This is a genomic window from Corallococcus macrosporus, assembly GCF_017302985.1.
In the GTDB taxonomy this organism is placed as follows: domain Bacteria; phylum Myxococcota; class Myxococcia; order Myxococcales; family Myxococcaceae; genus Corallococcus; species Corallococcus macrosporus_A.
In genome coordinates, this window is sequence record NZ_JAFIMU010000007.1 from 2,908,583 (window position 1) to 2,924,785 (window position 16,203).

General features: G+C 72.3%; 14 protein-coding genes. 4 read left to right on the forward strand and 10 right to left on the reverse strand.

The annotated features are described in order from the left end of the window. Positions 1–31: 31 nt before the first annotated feature. Positions 32–922 carry a transporter gene (locus tag JYK02_RS24485; RefSeq protein ID WP_207054438.1) on the reverse strand — a complete coding sequence of 297 codons (891 nt, stop codon included), beginning with the start codon at positions 920–922 and terminating at the stop codon, positions 32–34. A gap of 218 nt (positions 923–1,140) precedes the next feature. On the opposite strand from JYK02_RS24485, the gene JYK02_RS24490 reads away from it, so the two are divergent. Continuing rightward, positions 1,141–1,578, forward strand: a complete 438-nt coding sequence (locus tag JYK02_RS24490; protein WP_120549067.1) for a DoxX family protein — start codon at positions 1,141–1,143, stop codon at positions 1,576–1,578. Between the two features lie 30 nt (positions 1,579–1,608). Here the strand turns inward: JYK02_RS24490 and JYK02_RS24495 are convergent, their stop codons facing one another. The 5 genes from JYK02_RS24495 to JYK02_RS24515 all read right to left on the reverse strand — a co-directional run bounded on the left by JYK02_RS24495 (position 1,609) and on the right by JYK02_RS24515 (position 6,180). Continuing rightward, positions 1,609–2,514: a metallophosphoesterase gene (locus JYK02_RS24495; RefSeq protein WP_207054440.1), complete on the reverse strand. Its 906-nt coding sequence runs from the start codon at positions 2,512–2,514 to the stop codon at positions 1,609–1,611. 221 nt (positions 2,515–2,735) lie between these two features. After that, positions 2,736–4,343, reverse strand: a complete 1,608-nt coding sequence (locus JYK02_RS24500) for a hypothetical protein (protein ID WP_347402567.1) — start codon at positions 4,341–4,343, stop codon at positions 2,736–2,738. A gap of 203 nt (positions 4,344–4,546) precedes the next feature. Then, the gene (locus JYK02_RS24505; protein WP_207054442.1) at positions 4,547–5,035 is read right to left on the reverse strand and encodes a hypothetical protein; all 489 of its coding nucleotides are present in this window, start codon (positions 5,033–5,035) and stop codon (positions 4,547–4,549) included. Between the two features lie 130 nt (positions 5,036–5,165). Further along, positions 5,166–5,543, reverse strand: a complete 378-nt coding sequence (locus tag JYK02_RS24510; RefSeq protein WP_207054443.1) for a response regulator — start codon at positions 5,541–5,543, stop codon at positions 5,166–5,168. 184 nt (positions 5,544–5,727) lie between these two features. Further along, complete coding sequence (locus JYK02_RS24515; RefSeq protein WP_207054444.1) at positions 5,728–6,180, reverse strand: Fur family transcriptional regulator; 453 nt, start codon at positions 6,178–6,180, stop codon at positions 5,728–5,730. Positions 6,181–6,415: 235 nt separating this feature from the next. Between JYK02_RS24515 and JYK02_RS24520 the strand changes: the two genes are divergently transcribed. Together JYK02_RS24520 and JYK02_RS24525 are read left to right on the forward strand one after the other, a co-directional pair. Then, positions 6,416–8,389 carry an ATP-binding protein gene (locus JYK02_RS24520; protein WP_207055311.1) on the forward strand — a complete coding sequence of 658 codons (1,974 nt, stop codon included), beginning with the start codon at positions 6,416–6,418 and terminating at the stop codon, positions 8,387–8,389. Positions 8,390–8,488: 99 nt separating this feature from the next. Beyond that, on the forward strand, positions 8,489–8,899 hold the full coding sequence (locus JYK02_RS24525; RefSeq protein WP_207054445.1) for a hypothetical protein: 411 nt from the start codon (positions 8,489–8,491) through the stop codon (positions 8,897–8,899). Here the strand turns inward: JYK02_RS24525 and JYK02_RS24530 are convergent. Then, positions 8,841–10,448, reverse strand: a complete 1,608-nt coding sequence (locus JYK02_RS24530) for a sensor histidine kinase (protein ID WP_207054446.1) — start codon at positions 10,446–10,448, stop codon at positions 8,841–8,843. The two genes, JYK02_RS24525 and JYK02_RS24530, sit on opposite strands and share 59 nt — an antisense overlap. Positions 10,449–10,599: 151 nt before the next feature. Beyond that, positions 10,600–13,473 carry a sensor histidine kinase gene (locus tag JYK02_RS24535; protein WP_207054451.1) on the reverse strand — a complete coding sequence of 958 codons (2,874 nt, stop codon included), beginning with the start codon at positions 13,471–13,473 and terminating at the stop codon, positions 10,600–10,602. Between the two features lie 186 nt (positions 13,474–13,659). Between JYK02_RS24535 and JYK02_RS24540 the strand changes: the two genes are divergently transcribed. Then, complete coding sequence (locus JYK02_RS24540) at positions 13,660–14,034, forward strand: response regulator (RefSeq protein WP_207054453.1); 375 nt, start codon at positions 13,660–13,662, stop codon at positions 14,032–14,034. A gap of 13 nt (positions 14,035–14,047) precedes the next feature. Here JYK02_RS24540 and JYK02_RS24545 read toward each other — a convergent pair whose 3' ends face one another. After that, the gene (locus JYK02_RS24545) at positions 14,048–14,425 is read right to left on the reverse strand and encodes a response regulator (protein WP_207054456.1); all 378 of its coding nucleotides are present in this window, start codon (positions 14,423–14,425) and stop codon (positions 14,048–14,050) included. A gap of 98 nt (positions 14,426–14,523) precedes the next feature. Continuing rightward, entirely contained in the window at positions 14,524–15,978 is a 1,455-nt protein-coding gene (locus tag JYK02_RS24550; RefSeq protein ID WP_207054458.1) for a response regulator, read from the reverse strand. Positions 15,979–16,203 lie beyond the last annotated feature (225 nt).

Genomic DNA, 16,203 nt, shown 5'->3' on the forward strand with positions numbered 1-16,203 from the left:
CACAGCAATCCCAGACTTGAGGCGCGGATCATCACAGGTCGTACGCCAGCGAGAGCACCGCGATGGGCGTGGACGACACCCGGCGCAGCTGGTTGACGAACGGGATGCGCACCCCGGCCTGCACCACCACGTCCATGCCCGGGCTGAAGAGGACGTCCGGTGACGCGTACGCGATGAAGCCTCCTCCGGATTCCTCCGGCGCGCCGTTCGTGTCCGGCGCCCGCTCCGCACGGCTGTCCACGCCCAGGCGCACCGCCCACGTGGGCGATGGCTGGTATTGCGCCGCCACCTGCGTGCGCAGCGACGCTCCCAGCCGGTAGTCGTCGCGGCCTCGCGAGGGCAGGAAGCCCAGGGCGCTCGCGAGGAACGACCACTTGCCCCGGAAGCCCTGCCACGCCAGCCCCGCCATCGGATCCACGGAGCCGCTGCCCGGCTGCGCGTCGATGCCCAGCGTCGTGCCGTCCCTCGCGTGCAGCCGGGGGCCGGTGGGCAGCTTCACCCCGCCCACCACGCTCACCAGGTGGTCCGGCGAGAACTCCTTGTCCTTCCACACGAACGCCTTCGCGCTCACGTCGACGTCGCCCAGCCCCCAGCCGCGCTCCATCCCCAGGCTCACGTCCCGGACCTCGCGGGCCTGCAGCGGCAGGTTCACCGCCAGCACCAGCCATGGCCGGGGCGCGTACGCCACCGCCACGTCCATGCGCAGCTCTCGCAGCCGCTGCGCGTCCACCCCCGTCAGCCCCTCCGTGTGGCCCCACGCGCGCAGCATCGTGGACAGCCGCAGGCGCCCTTCGAAGGGCTGCTCGCCGCCCATGGACGTGAGGGTGGGGTCCCCGCACGCGCAGCTCGCGCACGCCCACGCGGTGGACGCGGGCAGCAGGAGGAGCGCGGCGCTCAGGAGGGCCAGGGTGGGGGTTCTCAAGGCGTGCGCACCCTAGCGTCCCCCCATCCCGGCACCCTGTGGCGAGTTGTCGCAGGCCGCCGGTGCGTCACCCCGGGAACGGTCCGACTGTCGGACAGGTTGGGGAGCAGGCGGGGGAACGGGGGCCGGCTGTCCGCCCGCCCTTCCGTGCCTATCTGGAGAATGACAGCGACCCGTCCGCGTTGAGGGGGGACACGCCGGAGGCATGGAGGTCATTCATGGGGCTGCTCGCACCGCTGGGACGGCTGTTGTTCTCGGTCATCTTCATCACCAGCGGGCTCAATCACTTCATCCAGCTCCAGGCCCTCACGGCCTACGCCCAGGCGTCGGGTGTGCCCGACCCGCGGACGGCGGTGCTGGTGTCCGGCGGGGTGCTGGTGGTGGGCGGCCTGTGCGTCCTCTTGGGCGCCTTCGCCCGGCTGGGCGCGGCCATGCTCGCGGTGTTCCTGGTGGCGTCCGCCTTCATGGTCCACCACTTCTGGAAGATGGATGACCCGGTGCAGGCGCAGAACAACCTCATCCACTTCATGAAGAACCTCTCCATGGCGGGGGGCGCGCTGCTCATCGTCTACTTCGGGCCCGGCCCCTTCAGCCTGTCGCGCAAGAAGCGCGAGGCAGGCCTGGGCGGCATGAAGCTGGGCGCGCCCCTGCGCTGAAGGCGGGCGCGCCGTCCTGCTTTCCGCGGATCAGGTCGCCCCGACGTGGGCGGCCTGGGCGGTGCGCAGCGTGAAGAAGGCGACCTCCGGCGTGCTGCCCCGGCGCAGGTACGGCCCGCCGAAGCCGAAGCCCAGCCCCTGGTTCACGTACAGGTGGTTGCCGTTCACGCGGTAGTGGCCGCGGATGTACGGCTGGCCCGCGCGGCGGAAGAGGGCCTCCGTGAGGCCCCGGACGATGAACTGCCCGCCGTGCGTGTGCCCGGAGAACTGCACCAGCCCCGCGTGCGCGGGCAGCTGCTCCGCGGTGGGCGGCGTGTGGGCCAGCACCAGCCGCGTGCCGGACGTGGGCGCGCCCCGGAAGGTGGCCTCCACGTCCGCCATGCCGGTGAGCCCGTCGTCGATGCCCAGCACCGTCACCGGCGCGCCCTTCACGTGCACCACGCGGTGCTCGTTCTGGAGCACCGTGTAGCCCAGGTCCTCGAAGCCCGCGCGCAGGTAGGGCGCGTCCACCCAGTGGTCGTGGTTGCCCAGCACCACGAAGACGGGACCGTTGAGCCCCTGGAGCAGCTGGCGCACGCGCGGCAGCGGCTTGGGGCTGTGCGTGACGTAGTCGCCCGTGAGGAACACCAGGTCCGGCGCCGCCTCGTTCACCGCGGCCACCGCGCGGCGGATGCGCACGTCGCTGGTGGCCTGGCCCACGTGCACGTCCGACAGCTGCGCGATGCGCAGGCCGTCATGCTCCGGGTGGATGCCGTCCAACTGGAGCAGGTGCTCGGTGAGCACGAAGTGGTCCCGCCAACGCAGGCGCCGGTCCGGCCGGAAGGGGTCGGGGCCTCGCGCCTGGAGCTCGTTGCGGCCGTGCGGCTCCACCGGTTCCGCTTCGGCGAGGGAGGAGGCGGCACCAGCGGCGTGACGGCGGGCGAGTCTCAGGCGCATGCGTTCGGATTCCTCCGGCGGGGCAGGGGCGATTGTAGAGAACGGTCCGGAGGGCCGTGAAGCCCGGGGGCCCGGCCCGCCTGCCCCCTTGCACGAAGGCAAGAGGGCGGAAGCAGAACCGGGCCTCGTTCCAGAACATTTCCGCGCCCTTCCAGGGCCCCTCGACCCCCCGGAACGCCGGGTGCGACATGCGCACCGCCCCGGCGTCAGGGTGGGACTTCTCAGTAGCCGCGCAGGACGGTCAGGCCCTCGGAGGTGAGGACCAGCAGCATGCCGGACGATACGGAGCCGTCGTACACGAGCTGGAGGACCTTGTTGCCGCGCACGTTCGCCACCTTCTCCAGCGTCTTGGCGGGCGTCATCCGGTAGAGGCCGCCCGCGTTGGTGCCGATGAAGAGCGAGCCGTCATTCGTGGAGGCCAGGGCGTTGATGTCGTTGAGCGCCGGCACGTCCGCGCCCACGCGGGTGCCCTTCTGGAACGGGTTGCCGGAGGAGAGGATGGTCATCTCCCACAGGCCCAGGGACTTGCTGCCCAGGTAGTACCTGCCGTCCGTCGTCTGCTGGAAGCCTCGCCACTCGTCGAAGGCCTCCTGCGAGTTGACCTCCGGGAGGTAGGAGGACTTCACCTTCTGCTGGTTGATGGTGGGCGTGGTGGTGTCGTCCCAGTTCTCCATCTTCGTGTCGGGCGTGACGGTGCCGAAGTTCCAGTCGTTGGCCATGAGCACGTCACCGTCCGGCGCGATGCCCAGGCCGTAGGTGTAGCCGGCCTGCTGCGAGCCCTGCGAGTTGGGCTTGTTCGGATCCTTCTTGAACCAGACCGGGTGCCGGTGGGCGTTGAAGGTCAGGCCCCGGAGGCGCACGACGCCGTGGTTGGTGCCGAAGAAGACGTCGCCCTTGTTCGGGCCGCGCAGCACGGACGTGCAGCTGAGCATGGCGCGGTCTTCGTCGAAGTGGTGGTCGTTGCTGTTGCGGATGCCCAGGCTGACGCCGTCCACCACGGTCGGGCCCGTCTGGATGAAGGGCTTGCCGTTGTCGTCGATGTTGGCGCGGCGGGACTGGTTGATGTGGCCTTCGAAGAGGACCTGGCCGCTCGGGTCCAGCTTCACCGCGTCCACGTCACCCTGCTTGTAGAGCTGGAGCCGGCGCGGGCTGAAGGGGAAGCAGGTCGTCTCGTTCACCGGGACCTCGCACGGCTTCGCGGTGACGATGAAGTTCGGGTGGATGTCCGACCACTCCGGATCCTCACCCAGGCCCGGCGCGTTGTAGCCCACGTAGGCGCGGCCCGCTTCGCCGCCGCAGATGACGGTGGAGGATTGTCCCTCGGCGGCCTGGCCCACCGGGCCCGGCACCCAGACCAGCTTCTTCGTGCTCGCGTTCACCACGCCGATGCGATCGCCGTCCAGCACCCAGATGTTCTTGCCCAGGTCGATGCCCACCGACTGCACCCGGCCGATGCCGTAGCGGTCCGAGTAGTTCGTCAGCGGATCCGCCGGCCAGGGGTCCACCACGCCCGCGTCGGTGCCGCCGCCCGTGCCTGCATCCGTGCCGGTGCCGGCATCCGTGCCGCCGCCCGTGCCCGCATCGGTGCCGCCACCGGTGCCCGCATCCGTGCCCGTGCCGGCGTCCGTGCCGCCGCCCGTGCCGGCATCCGTGCCGCCACCCGTCCCGGCATCGGTGTTACCACCCGTGCCCGCATCCACCCCTGGCCTCGGGTCGAGGGTGCTCGGGTCATCCACGGGAGGGGGGGGACCGTCCTCCCCACCGCATCCCCACGCCGACAGCACCATCGCCCCAACACACACGCCCAGCCCCAGCAGTCGTCGATTCACGTGTTCTCCCTACGCGTACGCGCCACCTAAGCAAGCCGCGTACCCGCCCTGCGGAGCAGGCTTTCCGTGCAGCGCCGCCTGGGAGTGGGCAATCCCTTTCACATCCAGGGCAGCAGCCGACCCTGAAGGGGCAGTAAAAAAACCGGGCCCGCCTCCCTGGTGGGAAGCGGGCCCGGTGAAGGACCGCGCGGATCCGCGGGTGACTACTTCTTGGGCGAGGTGGCCTTCAGCTCCAGCGCGATGGAGTCATCCCCCTCCAGTTGGAACTTCGCGCGCACGCTGGCGCCCTCCGGCAGCTCGCTGGCCTTCACGGTCTTGCCGTCCAGGGTCACCTTCGTCTGCTCACGCACGTCCAGCTTCACCTCCGGCAGCGTGCCGGTGCGCGCGAGCGTGATGTCGTCGTCGTCCTTGGCCTTCACGGTGCCGTTGAGGCTGAAGGCGTCCTTGTCCTTCCAGACGCCGGTCTTGTTCGCGGCCTCCGCCTTGTCCTTGGACGTGTCCTTGCCCACGACCTTCTTGGCGGCGTCACCGATGGCGGGGCCCACCTCCTGGGCCTCCACGCCCGTGGACGGGCCGTTCATCTGCCGGCTGCTGGGCGCGCTCGGCGCCGGGTTCTGCGGCGTGCCGGTGGTGTCCTGCGCGAAGGCAGCCGTTCCCAGGCACATCACTGCCGCGACGATGATCTTCTTCATGGTCCCGCTCCCTTTCGTGTGGGTGTGTCGTGTCTGCTCTCAAGGGTGGGGCGGCCGTGTTCCGCCGCCAACCGGCCCATCGAGTCCATGGCCTGCACGCCGCCCCTCCGCAGGAGGAGCAGGCAGGCGTTCACACGGGCAGGCAGAGCTGCTTCACGGTGGACAGCAGCGCGGACAGGTCCAGCGGCTTGCGCAGGTAGGCGGCCACGCCCATCCCGTCCACCGTCTCACGCACGTCCAGGTCCGCGCTGGCCACCACCACCGGGATGTCCGAGCACGCGCGCTCGTGGCGCAGCGCCTCCCTGAACGCGACGCCGTCCATGCGCGGCATCATCAGGTCCAGGAGGATGAGCTGCGGCCGGGGCTCCGAGGAGCGCAGCCGCTCCAGTGCCTCCAGCCCGTCCGCCGCCAACTGCACGGCGTAGCCCTCCAGCTCCAGCGCGTCCTGGAGCGCATCCCGGATGTCCATGTCGTCGTCGACGACCAGCAACGTGTGATGGGCTTCCATCCCATTCCCCCTGCGAACCCTTGGAGGCCCCCGAACCGCTCCCCGAGCCGGAGCGGCGGGGCTTCCGCCTTCGCACGGAACCAATCTGTACCTGGGGACAGGAGAGCGGAAGCTCCAATGTAGGCGCATGCCTACCAGTGAGCACATCCACGGCAGGCGCCCGGCTGGCGGGCCGGTGGGGGGGTTACTCGCAGCGGTCGCAGAGGCCGCGCAGCTGCACCTCGACGGCGCGCTGGGACACGGCGCGGGGGACGCCCCGGGCGGTGGTGAGGCGCACGGACTCCTCGGGCAGGCAGGCCACGGAGCCGCAGTCGGTGCAGGTGAAGTGGGGGTGGTTGTTGGCGTGCTCGGTGGCGCCGGCGCGCTTGAGCTCGAAGCGCCAGACGTGGTCACCCAGGTCGGCGCGCACGACGAGGCCCGCTTCGGTGAGGTCGGTGAGGTTGCGGTAGATGGTGACGCGGTCGTAGCCCTCGCCGCCCAGCTCCTCCACCAGGTCCGCGTGGCTCATGGGCGCGGTGGCGGTCTCCAGCTTGCGCAGCACGGCCACGCGGGGGGCGGTGCTGCGCAGCCCCGCGGCGCGAATCCGGTCCTGGAACCCGGTCAGCTTCTCCTGCGCCGTGACTTTCTTGGCACCCATGCGCGGTCGAATAACACACCGCCGCGCTTGCGTCCCCCACGCACGTGCAACCGGAGTGCACCTGGAGCTGGCTGGACGCCTTCCAACTTCCAACACTTCCGCACGGTTGCCTTGACTCAGCAGGCCCCGTCACCAGACTGCGCCCTTTGCACACCCTGGGGTGGGCCGTTGGGGTCCCGCCGTCCAGAACGACCCGTCGGCCCGCGCCCGCTTTCCGCTGCTCCCCGCCCCCTTGATGAAGCCCACCCTGCTGCTCGTCGAAGCCCCGGGTCCGCGCCGGGAGCTCCTGGCCCTCGCCTTCCAGGGCCAGGGTTGGCGGGTGCTGCTGGCGGCGGGGGTGGAGCCGCTGGTGCGGGCCCTGCGCGAGTCCCCGCCGGTGCACCTGGTGCTGGCGTCCGCGGGGCTGATGAGCTCGGCGGCGGGGCTGCTGGACGTGCTGCGCCAGGCGCTGAAGGCGGCGGAGGCCGCCCTGTGGGTGGAGGCGCCGCCGGCCGAGCAGGAGGGCCTGCGGCGGCTGGGCGTGCCGGTGACGGGCTTCCTCGCGCCGTCCCTGTCGCTGGGCGCGCGGGTGGAGGCGGTGCGGCAGGCCCTGCCGCCCCAGGCGCGGGAGGCGGACGACGGCCGCACCCTGCTGCGGGTGCTGGTGGCGGAGGACGACCCCGTCTACCGCAAGCTGCTGCGGCTGGCGCTGGCCCCCTTCCGCTTCGAGTTGATGGAGGCGGAGGACGGCATGGCCGCGCTGGAGCTGGCGCGGCGGCGGCCGCCGGACGTGGTGGTGGCGGACGTGCTGATGCCCCGGCTGGACGGCTTCCGGCTGTGCCTGGCGCTGCGCCAGGACCCGAAGCTCGCGCGCGTGCCGGTCATCCTCACGCACGCCACCGCGCCGGACGAGCTGGACCTGCGCATGGCGGCCAACGTGGGGGCCAACGGCTTCGTGCGGCGCGCGCAGGGCGACGACGAGCTGGTGGCCATGCTGCTGCGCGAGTCGCGCGAGCAGGGGCCGCTGCCCGCGCCCGTGCCCGGCGAGCTGTCCACGGAGACGCACCTGTACGCGATGGTGCGGCAGCTGGAGCGGCGGGTGGGGCTGCTGGAGCAGGCCGAGCGCACCGCGCGCGAGAGCGAGGAGCGCTACCGGCTGGTGGTGTCCGGCTCCTACGACGGCGTGTGGGACTGGGACGTGCGCAACCAGCGCATGTACTGGAGCCCGCGCCTCCTGGAGATGCTGGGGATGAAGCCGGAGGACTTCCCCGGCACCCCGGAGGCGTTCCTCGCGCGGGTGCACCCGGAGGACCGGGACGAGGTGGCGTCCGCGCTGGCGCGGCACCTGGAGCAGGGCACGCCCTACGACGTGTCCTTCCGGCTGCGGCACGAGGCCGGGGGCTACCGCTCGTGCGTGAGCCGGGGCCGGGCCATCCGCGACGCGCAGGGCAGGCCCGTGCGCATGGCGGGCATCATCGGCGACGTGACGGAGCAGCTGCGGCTGTACCGCGAGGCGCGCGAGGCGGTGCGCGTGCGGGACGAGTTCCTGGCGGTGGCCGCGCACGAATTGCGCACGCCCCTGGCCGCGCTGCGGCTGCGCGTGCAGGGCACGGCGGCGGCGCTCAAGCACGAGCGCCAGGTGGAGCCGGAGCGGCTGGAGCGCGCGCTGGTGGCGGCGGACCGGCAGGTGCAGCGGCTGGCGGACCTGGTGGAGGGGCTGCTGGACGTGTCGCAGATGCAGGGCCACGCGCCCCGGCTGAACCTGGAGGACGTGGACCTGGGGCAGGTGGTGCGGGACGTGGTGGTGCGCTCGGAGGAGATGGCGGCGCGCGCCGGGTGCCTGCTGGTGGTGCGCGACGTCGCGTCCGTGGTGGGCCACTGGGACGCGCTCCGGCTGGGGCAGGTGGTGACGCACCTGCTGGCGAACGCGGTGAAGTTCGGCCCGGGCAAGCCGGTGGAGCTGGAGGTCCAGGCGGACGGGGACTCGGTTTCGCTGGTGGTGCGCGACCACGGCATCGGCATCGCGCCGGACCGGGTGGACGGCCTCTTCCGCCGCTTCGAGCGCGCCGTGCCCGCGCGCAACTACGGCGGCCTGGGGCTGGGGCTCTACCGCCTGCACCGCATCGTGGAGGCCCACGGCGGCGAGGTCGCGGTCACGAGCAGCCCGGGCCAGGGCGCCACCTTCCGCGTGCGGCTGCCCCGCTCCGGGCCTCCGGCCAGCCCCGCCTGAGGGGCGGACATCCGGACGTCCGCCCCCTCTGTCGGCAGGGCCACACATGGCGGAGGGATGCTGCTGCTCCCACGGACGGGAGGACGCAACTTCCCTCGCATGGGAAAACGACCCACCGTGTTGGTGCTCAACGGGAGCGAGGACCTCATCGAGGCGCTGGAAGAGGTGCTGGACGGCGCCGGCTTCCAGACCCGGGGCGTGCGCGTGCAGGACGTGATGCGCGGGCCCCTGGACTTCGCCACGCTGGTGCGTGAGACGGCGCCGGCGGTCATCGTCTACGACATCAGCGTGCCGTTCGACCTGAGCTGGCACGCGTTCCAGAAGCTGGCCGCGAACCCGGCGGCCTCCGGCATCCCCTTCGTCCTCACCACCACCAACCGGGAGGGCGCGGAGGAGTACACGGGGCCGGATGTCATCGAGTTGCTGTTGAAACCCTATGACATCGACCAGTTCACCCAGGCCGTGTCGCAGGCGGCGCAGCGGGGGGCTGTCGCGGCAGACGCACGGTGAAGGTGGTCCCGGCTTCCGCGGTGCTCGTGACGCCCACGTGGCCGCCGTGGGCCCGCACCACCTGCCGGACGATGAAGAGGCCCAGGCCGATGCTGCGGTCCGTGCGCTCCGCGCGGTGGGCGTCGCCGCGCTCCAGGGGCTCGAAGAGGCGCGGCAGCAGGTCCGGGGGGATGGGGGCGCCGGTGTTGTGCACCCGCAGCACCACGCTGTCGCCGTCATCCCGGGTGTCCACGTGGATGGGGGCGGCCTTGTCGCCGTAGGCCAGCGCGTTGCCCAGCAGGTTGCCCACCACCTGGGCCAGGCGGTCCACGTCCCATGTCCCCGAGCCGTCTCCGGCCTGGGTGTGGACGATGGCGCGGCCGGGGGCCTGGGTCTGGGCCTCCTCGATGGAGGTCTCCACCAGGGCGTGGAGGTCCGCGTCCCGGGGATGCAGCACGAGGCCGCCGTGGCGCACCTGGGTGAAGTCCAGCAGGTCGCGGATCATCCGCACGGCCCGCTCGGTGGACGCACGGATGCGGTTGACGCGCTTGCGCTGGGACTCCTCCAGGTTTTCGCGCTCCAGCAGCAGCGACGCGGACAGCAGCACGGAGGACAGCGGGGTGCGCAGGTCGTGGCTCACGATGCCGATGAGCTGCCGCTCGAAGTCCCCGCGCTGGCGGGTCTCCGCCTCCAGCCGCTTGCGCGCGGTCACGTCCCGCAGGGCGCCCACCACCTGGAGGACCTCGCCCCTGGTGTCGCGGACGATGAAGGCGTGCTCCTCCACGTCCCGCCAGGCGCCCCGCGCGTCGTGGAAGCGGTAGCCGCACCGCCACAGGTCGCCCCTGCCCGCGAGTGCGTCCACGAAGCCCTGCCGGACGGACGCCAGGTCGTCCGGGTGGACGCGCTCGCGCCACCAGTCCTTGCGCGCCACCCGCGGGGCATCCAGCGCGCCCAGCAGCTCGGAGTCCCCGCTGCTCCACTCCAGGGTGTCCGTCTGGGGGTCCCACTCCCAGATGGCGTCCTGGGTGGCGCGCGCGGCCAGCCGGAAGCGCTGGTCGCTGCGCGACGCGCGCAGCTCCGCGGCGCGGACCTCCGCGAGCATGCGCTCCGCCAGGGCGCGCCGGGCCTGTTCGTCGGACAGCGTCTGCCGGGTCGTGTCGAGCGCGGCCGTCGTCTGGCGCTGCCGCCAGCCCCACTGGGCCAGCCCCAGCACGCGGGCCTCCAGCTCCGAAGGCCGGAACGGCTTGAACACGTAGTCGTTGGCGCCCGCGCTCAGGCCCTCGATGACGTCCTCGGGGCGCTGGTGGGAGGTGAGCAGCAGCACGGGGAGCAGCGCCGTGGCGGCGTTGCTCCGCACGAAGACGCACACCTCCAGGCCGGTGAGGCCCGGGGTCTCCCGGTCCAGCACCAGCACGTCCGGGGTCTTCTCGAAGCCCAGGGCCTCCACCAGCACGGCCCCGTCGGAGAACAGGGTGACCTGGCACGTCGCGCTGAGCGCGGCATGCGCGGCCCGGGCCTCCGTCGGAGAGTCTTCCAGCAGCCACACCACGGGGGCACGGGTGGAGGGCATCGTGGGGAGGCCAGGTGGCATCAAGGGGATGGGCGGTTTCCTAACCGGGCGGTCCTCCTCCCGTCCAGCCACGGGGGTCACTTTCCATGCCCCGGCAGGTGGCCAGGCATGCAAACGGGGTCCTCCCGGCGAATGACAGTCAGGCGGGTGTTCAGTTCCGTGCGAGCCGCACCGTGAACGTCGTGCCCGCCTCCGGCGTGGACGTCACGTCGATGGTGCCGCCGTGCGCCTGCACGATGGTCCGCACGATGTAGAGCCCCAGCCCCACGCTGCGCGTCGCGGGGTCCATGCCCGGCTCGCCGCGCTGCATCGGCTGGAAGATGCGGGGCAGCAGGTCCGGCGCGATGGGCGCTCCCGCGTTGTGCACCTCCAGCAGGACGCCGCCGGGCTCCTCCCGCAGGCGCACCGAGACAGGCGTGTCCTCCGGTGAGTACTTCAGCGCGTTGCCCAGCAGGTTCGTGAGCACCTGCGTGACGCGGTCCGGATCCCAGCAGCCGCGGATGGCCGTCGCGGGCAGGGACGTCTGGAGGACGCGCTCGGGGACGGTGATCTGCACCTCCTCCACGCCCTGCCGCACCAGCGCGTTCAGCTCCAGGTCCTGGCAGTGCACGGGCAGGCCGCCGCCCAGGCGCGCCTGGGTGAAGTCCAAGAGGTCGCGGATCATCCGCACCGCGCGCTCCGCGGCGGCCTGGATGCGCAGCACGGCCTTCATCGCGCGCTCGTTGAGGTCGTCGCGCCGCAAGAGCGACGTCGTGCCCAGGAGGATGGCGCTCAGCGGGTTGCGCAGGTCGTGGGACACGATGCCCACCAGGTACTGCTCGAACTCCGCGCGCTGGCGCGCGGCCTCCTCCGCCAGCTTGCGCTCCGTCACGTCCAGCCCCGTGCCCACGAAGCGCACGGGACGGCCGTCCGGCCCGAAGTGGAAGTGGCCCCGGCCGGAAATCCACCGCACGGGCTGGCCACCCTGGGGCGGCCGCACGCGGAACTCGCTCGCGTACTCGCCGGAGCCTCCCGGCCGGGAGGCCTCCGCCATCGCCTGCTCCACCTGGTGCCGGTCCTCCTCGTGGACGAACCGCATGGCCTCCTCGAGCGTCAGCTCGCCCTCGGCGGGCAGGCCCAGCATGGCGCGGAAGCGCGCGTCCCAGGTGGCGCGGCCCGTGGCCGGTTCGATGTCCCAGCTGCCCATGTCCACCGCGTCCAGGGCCAGCCGCAAGCGCTCCTCGCTGACCTGGAGCGTGGCGGCCAGTCCCTCCGCGCGCTGGCGGGCCCGCACGACCTCCGTGACCTCGCTGGCGACGGCGAGGATGCCCTCCATGCCGACCTCGGCCGTGCTCAGCGGCTGGTAGATGAGATTGAAGTACGCGTCCTCCATCACGCCGCCCGGGGCCCGGGCCAGCCGCACGTGCAGCTCGTAACCCACGTAGGGCCTGCCGGTGGCGCGCACGCCGTCCAGCAGCTCCCGGATGCCCTGGCCCTCCACCTCCGGCAGCGCTTCCAGCACGGGGCGGCCCAGGACCTGCTCGGCGGGGCGGCCCCAGAGCTGGCAGATGCGGTCGTTGGCCAGCGCCACGACGTGCGCGGGGCCGCGGAGGATGGCGAGCGCGACGGGCGCCTGGCGCAGGAGCGCGTGCAGCTGGCTCAGCTTCGTGTCCGCCTGGAGGCGCGCCAGCTGGGCCTCGTGAAGCAGCTGCTCGTGGCCGTTCTCCGCCTGCCACCGGGAGGTGATGTCCTGCATGGCGCCCACCATGCGCACGCCCCGCCCTTGCGCGTCGCGCAGGATGACGCCCGAGTCGAGCACCCGCACCACGTCACCCTGGCGGTCGAAGAACCGGTACTCGTCCTGCCAGCGCGCCTGCGTGCCCCCGATGGCCGCGTGGATGCCGCGCTCCACCCGCTCCCGGTCCTCCGGGTGGATGCGGGACACCCACCAGTCCGCGGTGGTGCCCGTCTCCTCCGGCGCGAAGCCGAGCATCCGGCGCGTCTCCCCGCTCCAGGCCACCTCCCCGGTGAGCAGGTTCCAATCCCAGACGGTGTCCGCGGCGGCCTGGCTGGCCAGCCGGTAGCGCGTCTCCGACGCCTCCAGCCGCGCGTTGGCTTCGCGCAGCTGGCCCATGAGCAGGGCGCGGTCGAGGATGCCGGAGAGGTACTCCACCAGCGTCTCCAGGAAGCGCTTGGTCTGCGGCGGCACCGGCCGGGCCTCCGCGAACCCCACGCACAGCACGCCCATCAGCTCGCCGTGGGGCCACAGCCGCAGGCCCAGCAGCGTGCTCCACCCGGGGGCGTGCAGCCCCTCGCGCAGGCTGTCCTCCAGGCCCCGCGCCTGCGCGAGCACCAGCGGCTCCTCCGAGCGGGCCACCCGGCCCAGGAAGGACGGCCCCTGCGAGTCCACCGACCGTCCGGCGGGCGGCTCCAGGGGCCCGGTGTGCGCGACGGGCGTCATCCTCCGGCCGTCCGCGTCCACGAGGAACAGCTCCGCGCCGGTGGCCTCCAGCGCCCGGACCACCCGCTCCACCAGCGGCTTGAGCGGGCCCTGCGGATCCGCGCGCGGCTCCAGCCACCGGGGCGCCAGCGCGTCCATCTGGCGCAGGAAGCGCTTCTCCCGCTGGCGGTCCTCGAAGGAGTAGCCGGAGAAGAGGACCACCACGTGGTCCATGGCCTCCTCCAGTTGCTGGAAGAGGCACTGGAGCCCGGCGGCGCCGGGCCTGCGCTCCGGCTGCACGTCCTGCCACAGCTGGGGGATGAGCCGTCCCAGCAGCGTGTACTCGTCCGTCGCGTCCTCCTGCGTGGCGCCCACGCGCAGGCGCAGGTTGATGTGCGCCTCCTCCAGCCGCGCTCGCGTCTCCAGCCGCTCCGGCGTGGCGCCATGCCGGCAGATGCCCGCCACCGCGTGGAGGTACTCCGGCAGCGTGGAGATGACCTCCGACGCCTTCAGGCCCTGCGTGCTCTCCAGCCTGCGCGCGGCTTCCGCGAAGCGCCGCACCAGGACGTCCAGGTTCGCTTCGATGAAGTCCGCGACGAGTTTCATGGGCCCCGTAGGAAAGGGGGTAGGGGCTCGGGCCCCCAGGTGCAATGGCACCCCCTTGTTTCTTCCGGCATTCCCGACAAGCGGCCTGACGGAGGCACGCCCTGCGTGAAATCACCCGCGCGCGATGAAGAGCAGGGGAGCACGTCATTCTTGGCGCTCGCGGCGCGACCTGCGTAGGCTGGCCTCGTGCGCAGCGAGCCTTCGCGTTCCATCATCCTCATCGTCGATGACGAACCGGACTTGCGCGAGGTCGTGGCGGAGCTGCTGGAGATGGAGGACTACACGGTGCTCCAGGCCGCCAACGGTCAGGCCGCGCTGGAGGTCCTGGCCTCCCAGCCCCAGCCCTGCCTGGTGCTGCTGGACCTGATGATGCCGGTGATGGACGGCCACGAGTTCCTGCACCGGCTGCGGCAGGACGAGCGCCACCGCGAGCTGCCGGTGCTGATGCTCACCGCCCACTTCTCCGCGAAGGCCCCGCCGGGCACGGTGGGCCTGTTGCGCAAGCCCGTGGACATCGCGGAGCTGCTGACCATGGTGGCCCGGCACTGCCGCGCCGCCTGACGGGCGCGGCGCCCTACGCCCGCACGGAGTGCACGGCGATGGCGTCCAGCAGCGCCTCCAGCTTCACCGGCTTGCCCAGCCGTCCGGCCACGCCCTGCGGCAGGGGCAGCGTGGGGTGCGCCGTCAGCACCAGCACCCGCGTCAGCGCGAGCGCGCCCGTGCTGCGCAGGTGCTCGATGAACGCGTGGCCGTCCATCACCGGCATCACCAGGTCCAGCAGGATGAGGCCCGGCATCCGCTCCTGGTTCGCCAGCACGTTCAGCGCGTCCTGGCCGTTCACCGCGGTGAGGGCGCGGTAGCCCTCCGACTCCAGAATCTCTCGCAGCGCCTCGCGGACGTCTTCGTTGTTCTCGACAAGGAGCAGCGTGGGGCGGTGTTGCGCAGTGGACACATGCGCACCGTAGGGCACGCGCCCCGGCGATTCCAGGGCCCCAGGGCCATTCGATGGCCGGCCAGCACGCGAGGGGGCAGGCGGACGTCCGTTACGACTCATGTGACGTCGCGCGGCAGCGTCAGGGTGAAGACCGTCTCCTTGGTGTCCGACGTCACGCTCAGCGAGCCGCGGTGCCCGCGGGCGATCTGGTCGGAGATGAAGAGGCCCAGTCCCAGGCCGGACGGCACGTGGGCGCCCGTGCGCGCGCGCTGGAAGGGATGGAAGAGCTGCTCCAGCTCCTCCGGGGCGATGGGCTCTCCGGGGTTGCTCACCCGAACGACGGCCTGATCCGCCTCGCCCGCGAGCACCAGCTCCACCGTGGACTCCGCGGGGCTGTACTGGAGGGCGTTGCCCACCAGGTTGCTCAGCACCTGCGCCAGGCGGTCCGCGTCCCAGTGGCCCGTGAGGGGCCCGGTGGACGTCACCTTCACGGTGCGGTTCGGGTGCGCCAGCTCCAGCTCCTCCACCACCTGGCGCGCCACCAGGCCCAGGTCCGTGGCGCCCGGCGTCAGCGGGATGCCGCTGCCCAGCCGGCTGCGGGTGAAGTCCAGCAGCTCGGTGATCATCCGCGTCATCCGGTCCGTGCTGTTGATGATGCGGCTGGCGGTGCGCTCCAGCGGCGGGGGCAGCTGCTCGCTGGCGACGAGGAAGCTGGCGCCCATGCGGATGGAGTTGAGCGGGTTGCGCAGGTCGTGGCCCACGATGCCCAGGAAGCGCTCGCGGAACTCCGCGGACGCGCGCAGCTCGGCTTCCGCCTGCTTGTGCCGGGTGACGTCCACCAGCACGCTGCCCACGCCCACCACCTCACCCCGGGCGGTGCGCACCGGGTGGTAGCTGGCCATCACGTACACCGCGCCGCCGGGCGTGTCCGGGTGCTCCAGCGTGAAGCCCAGCTCCTCGGCGGCCTCCCCCGTCTCCATGACGCGGCGGAGCAGGGGCTCCAGCTGCGCGGCGTACCGGGGCAGCACCTGCGCCAGCGTCCTGCCTGGATAGGCGTCCACGCTCAGCCCGTCCAGCGTCGCCATGCGCTGGTTGGCGCGCACGAAGCGCAGGTCCCGGTCCAGCAGCGACAGCCCCACGGGCGACGAGGTGAGCAGCGCGTCCAGCTGCGCGAACACCTCCGCCTTCTCCTGGCTCGTGCGCCGCGCGTCGTCCACCAGCCGCTTGGTGCGTGCGAGCGCGTCCACGCGCGCGCGCACCTCCTCCGTGCGGAAGGGCTTGGCCACGTAGTCGTTGGCGCCCGCGCGCAGCCCCTGCACCAGGTCCTCCGGCCGGCCGTGCGCGGTGAGCATCAGCACCGGCAGCGCCTGCGTCTCGCGCTGGGCGCGCAGGAACTGGCAGACCTCCGGACCGGACATCCCGGGCATCTCCCAGTCCAGCACCACCACGTCCGGCGCACGCCCGGAGTGCAGCCACTCGAGCATCGCGGCGCCGTCCGGGAAGGTCTCCACCTGGAAGCCCGTTCCCAGCGCCGTCTTGATGAGGCGTGCCTCGCTGGCGCTGTCGTCCACCACCCAGACACAAGGTACGGGCTCCGGAGCGGACTGCGCGGGCCCGGGAGGGCGGGGGAAGGAGGCGTCAGGGGGAGGGGGCGGGTGCATGGATGGAATTCGGTTCCCGGAGTAGAAATGCAGGAGCGCAGGGTGCCGGATGTGAAGGCGCTCGTGGCGGTCCTCCAGCGTCCATGGCAGATCGTCCAAGGCCGGCGTGGACAAGCCAACGTTCACCGCGCGCCG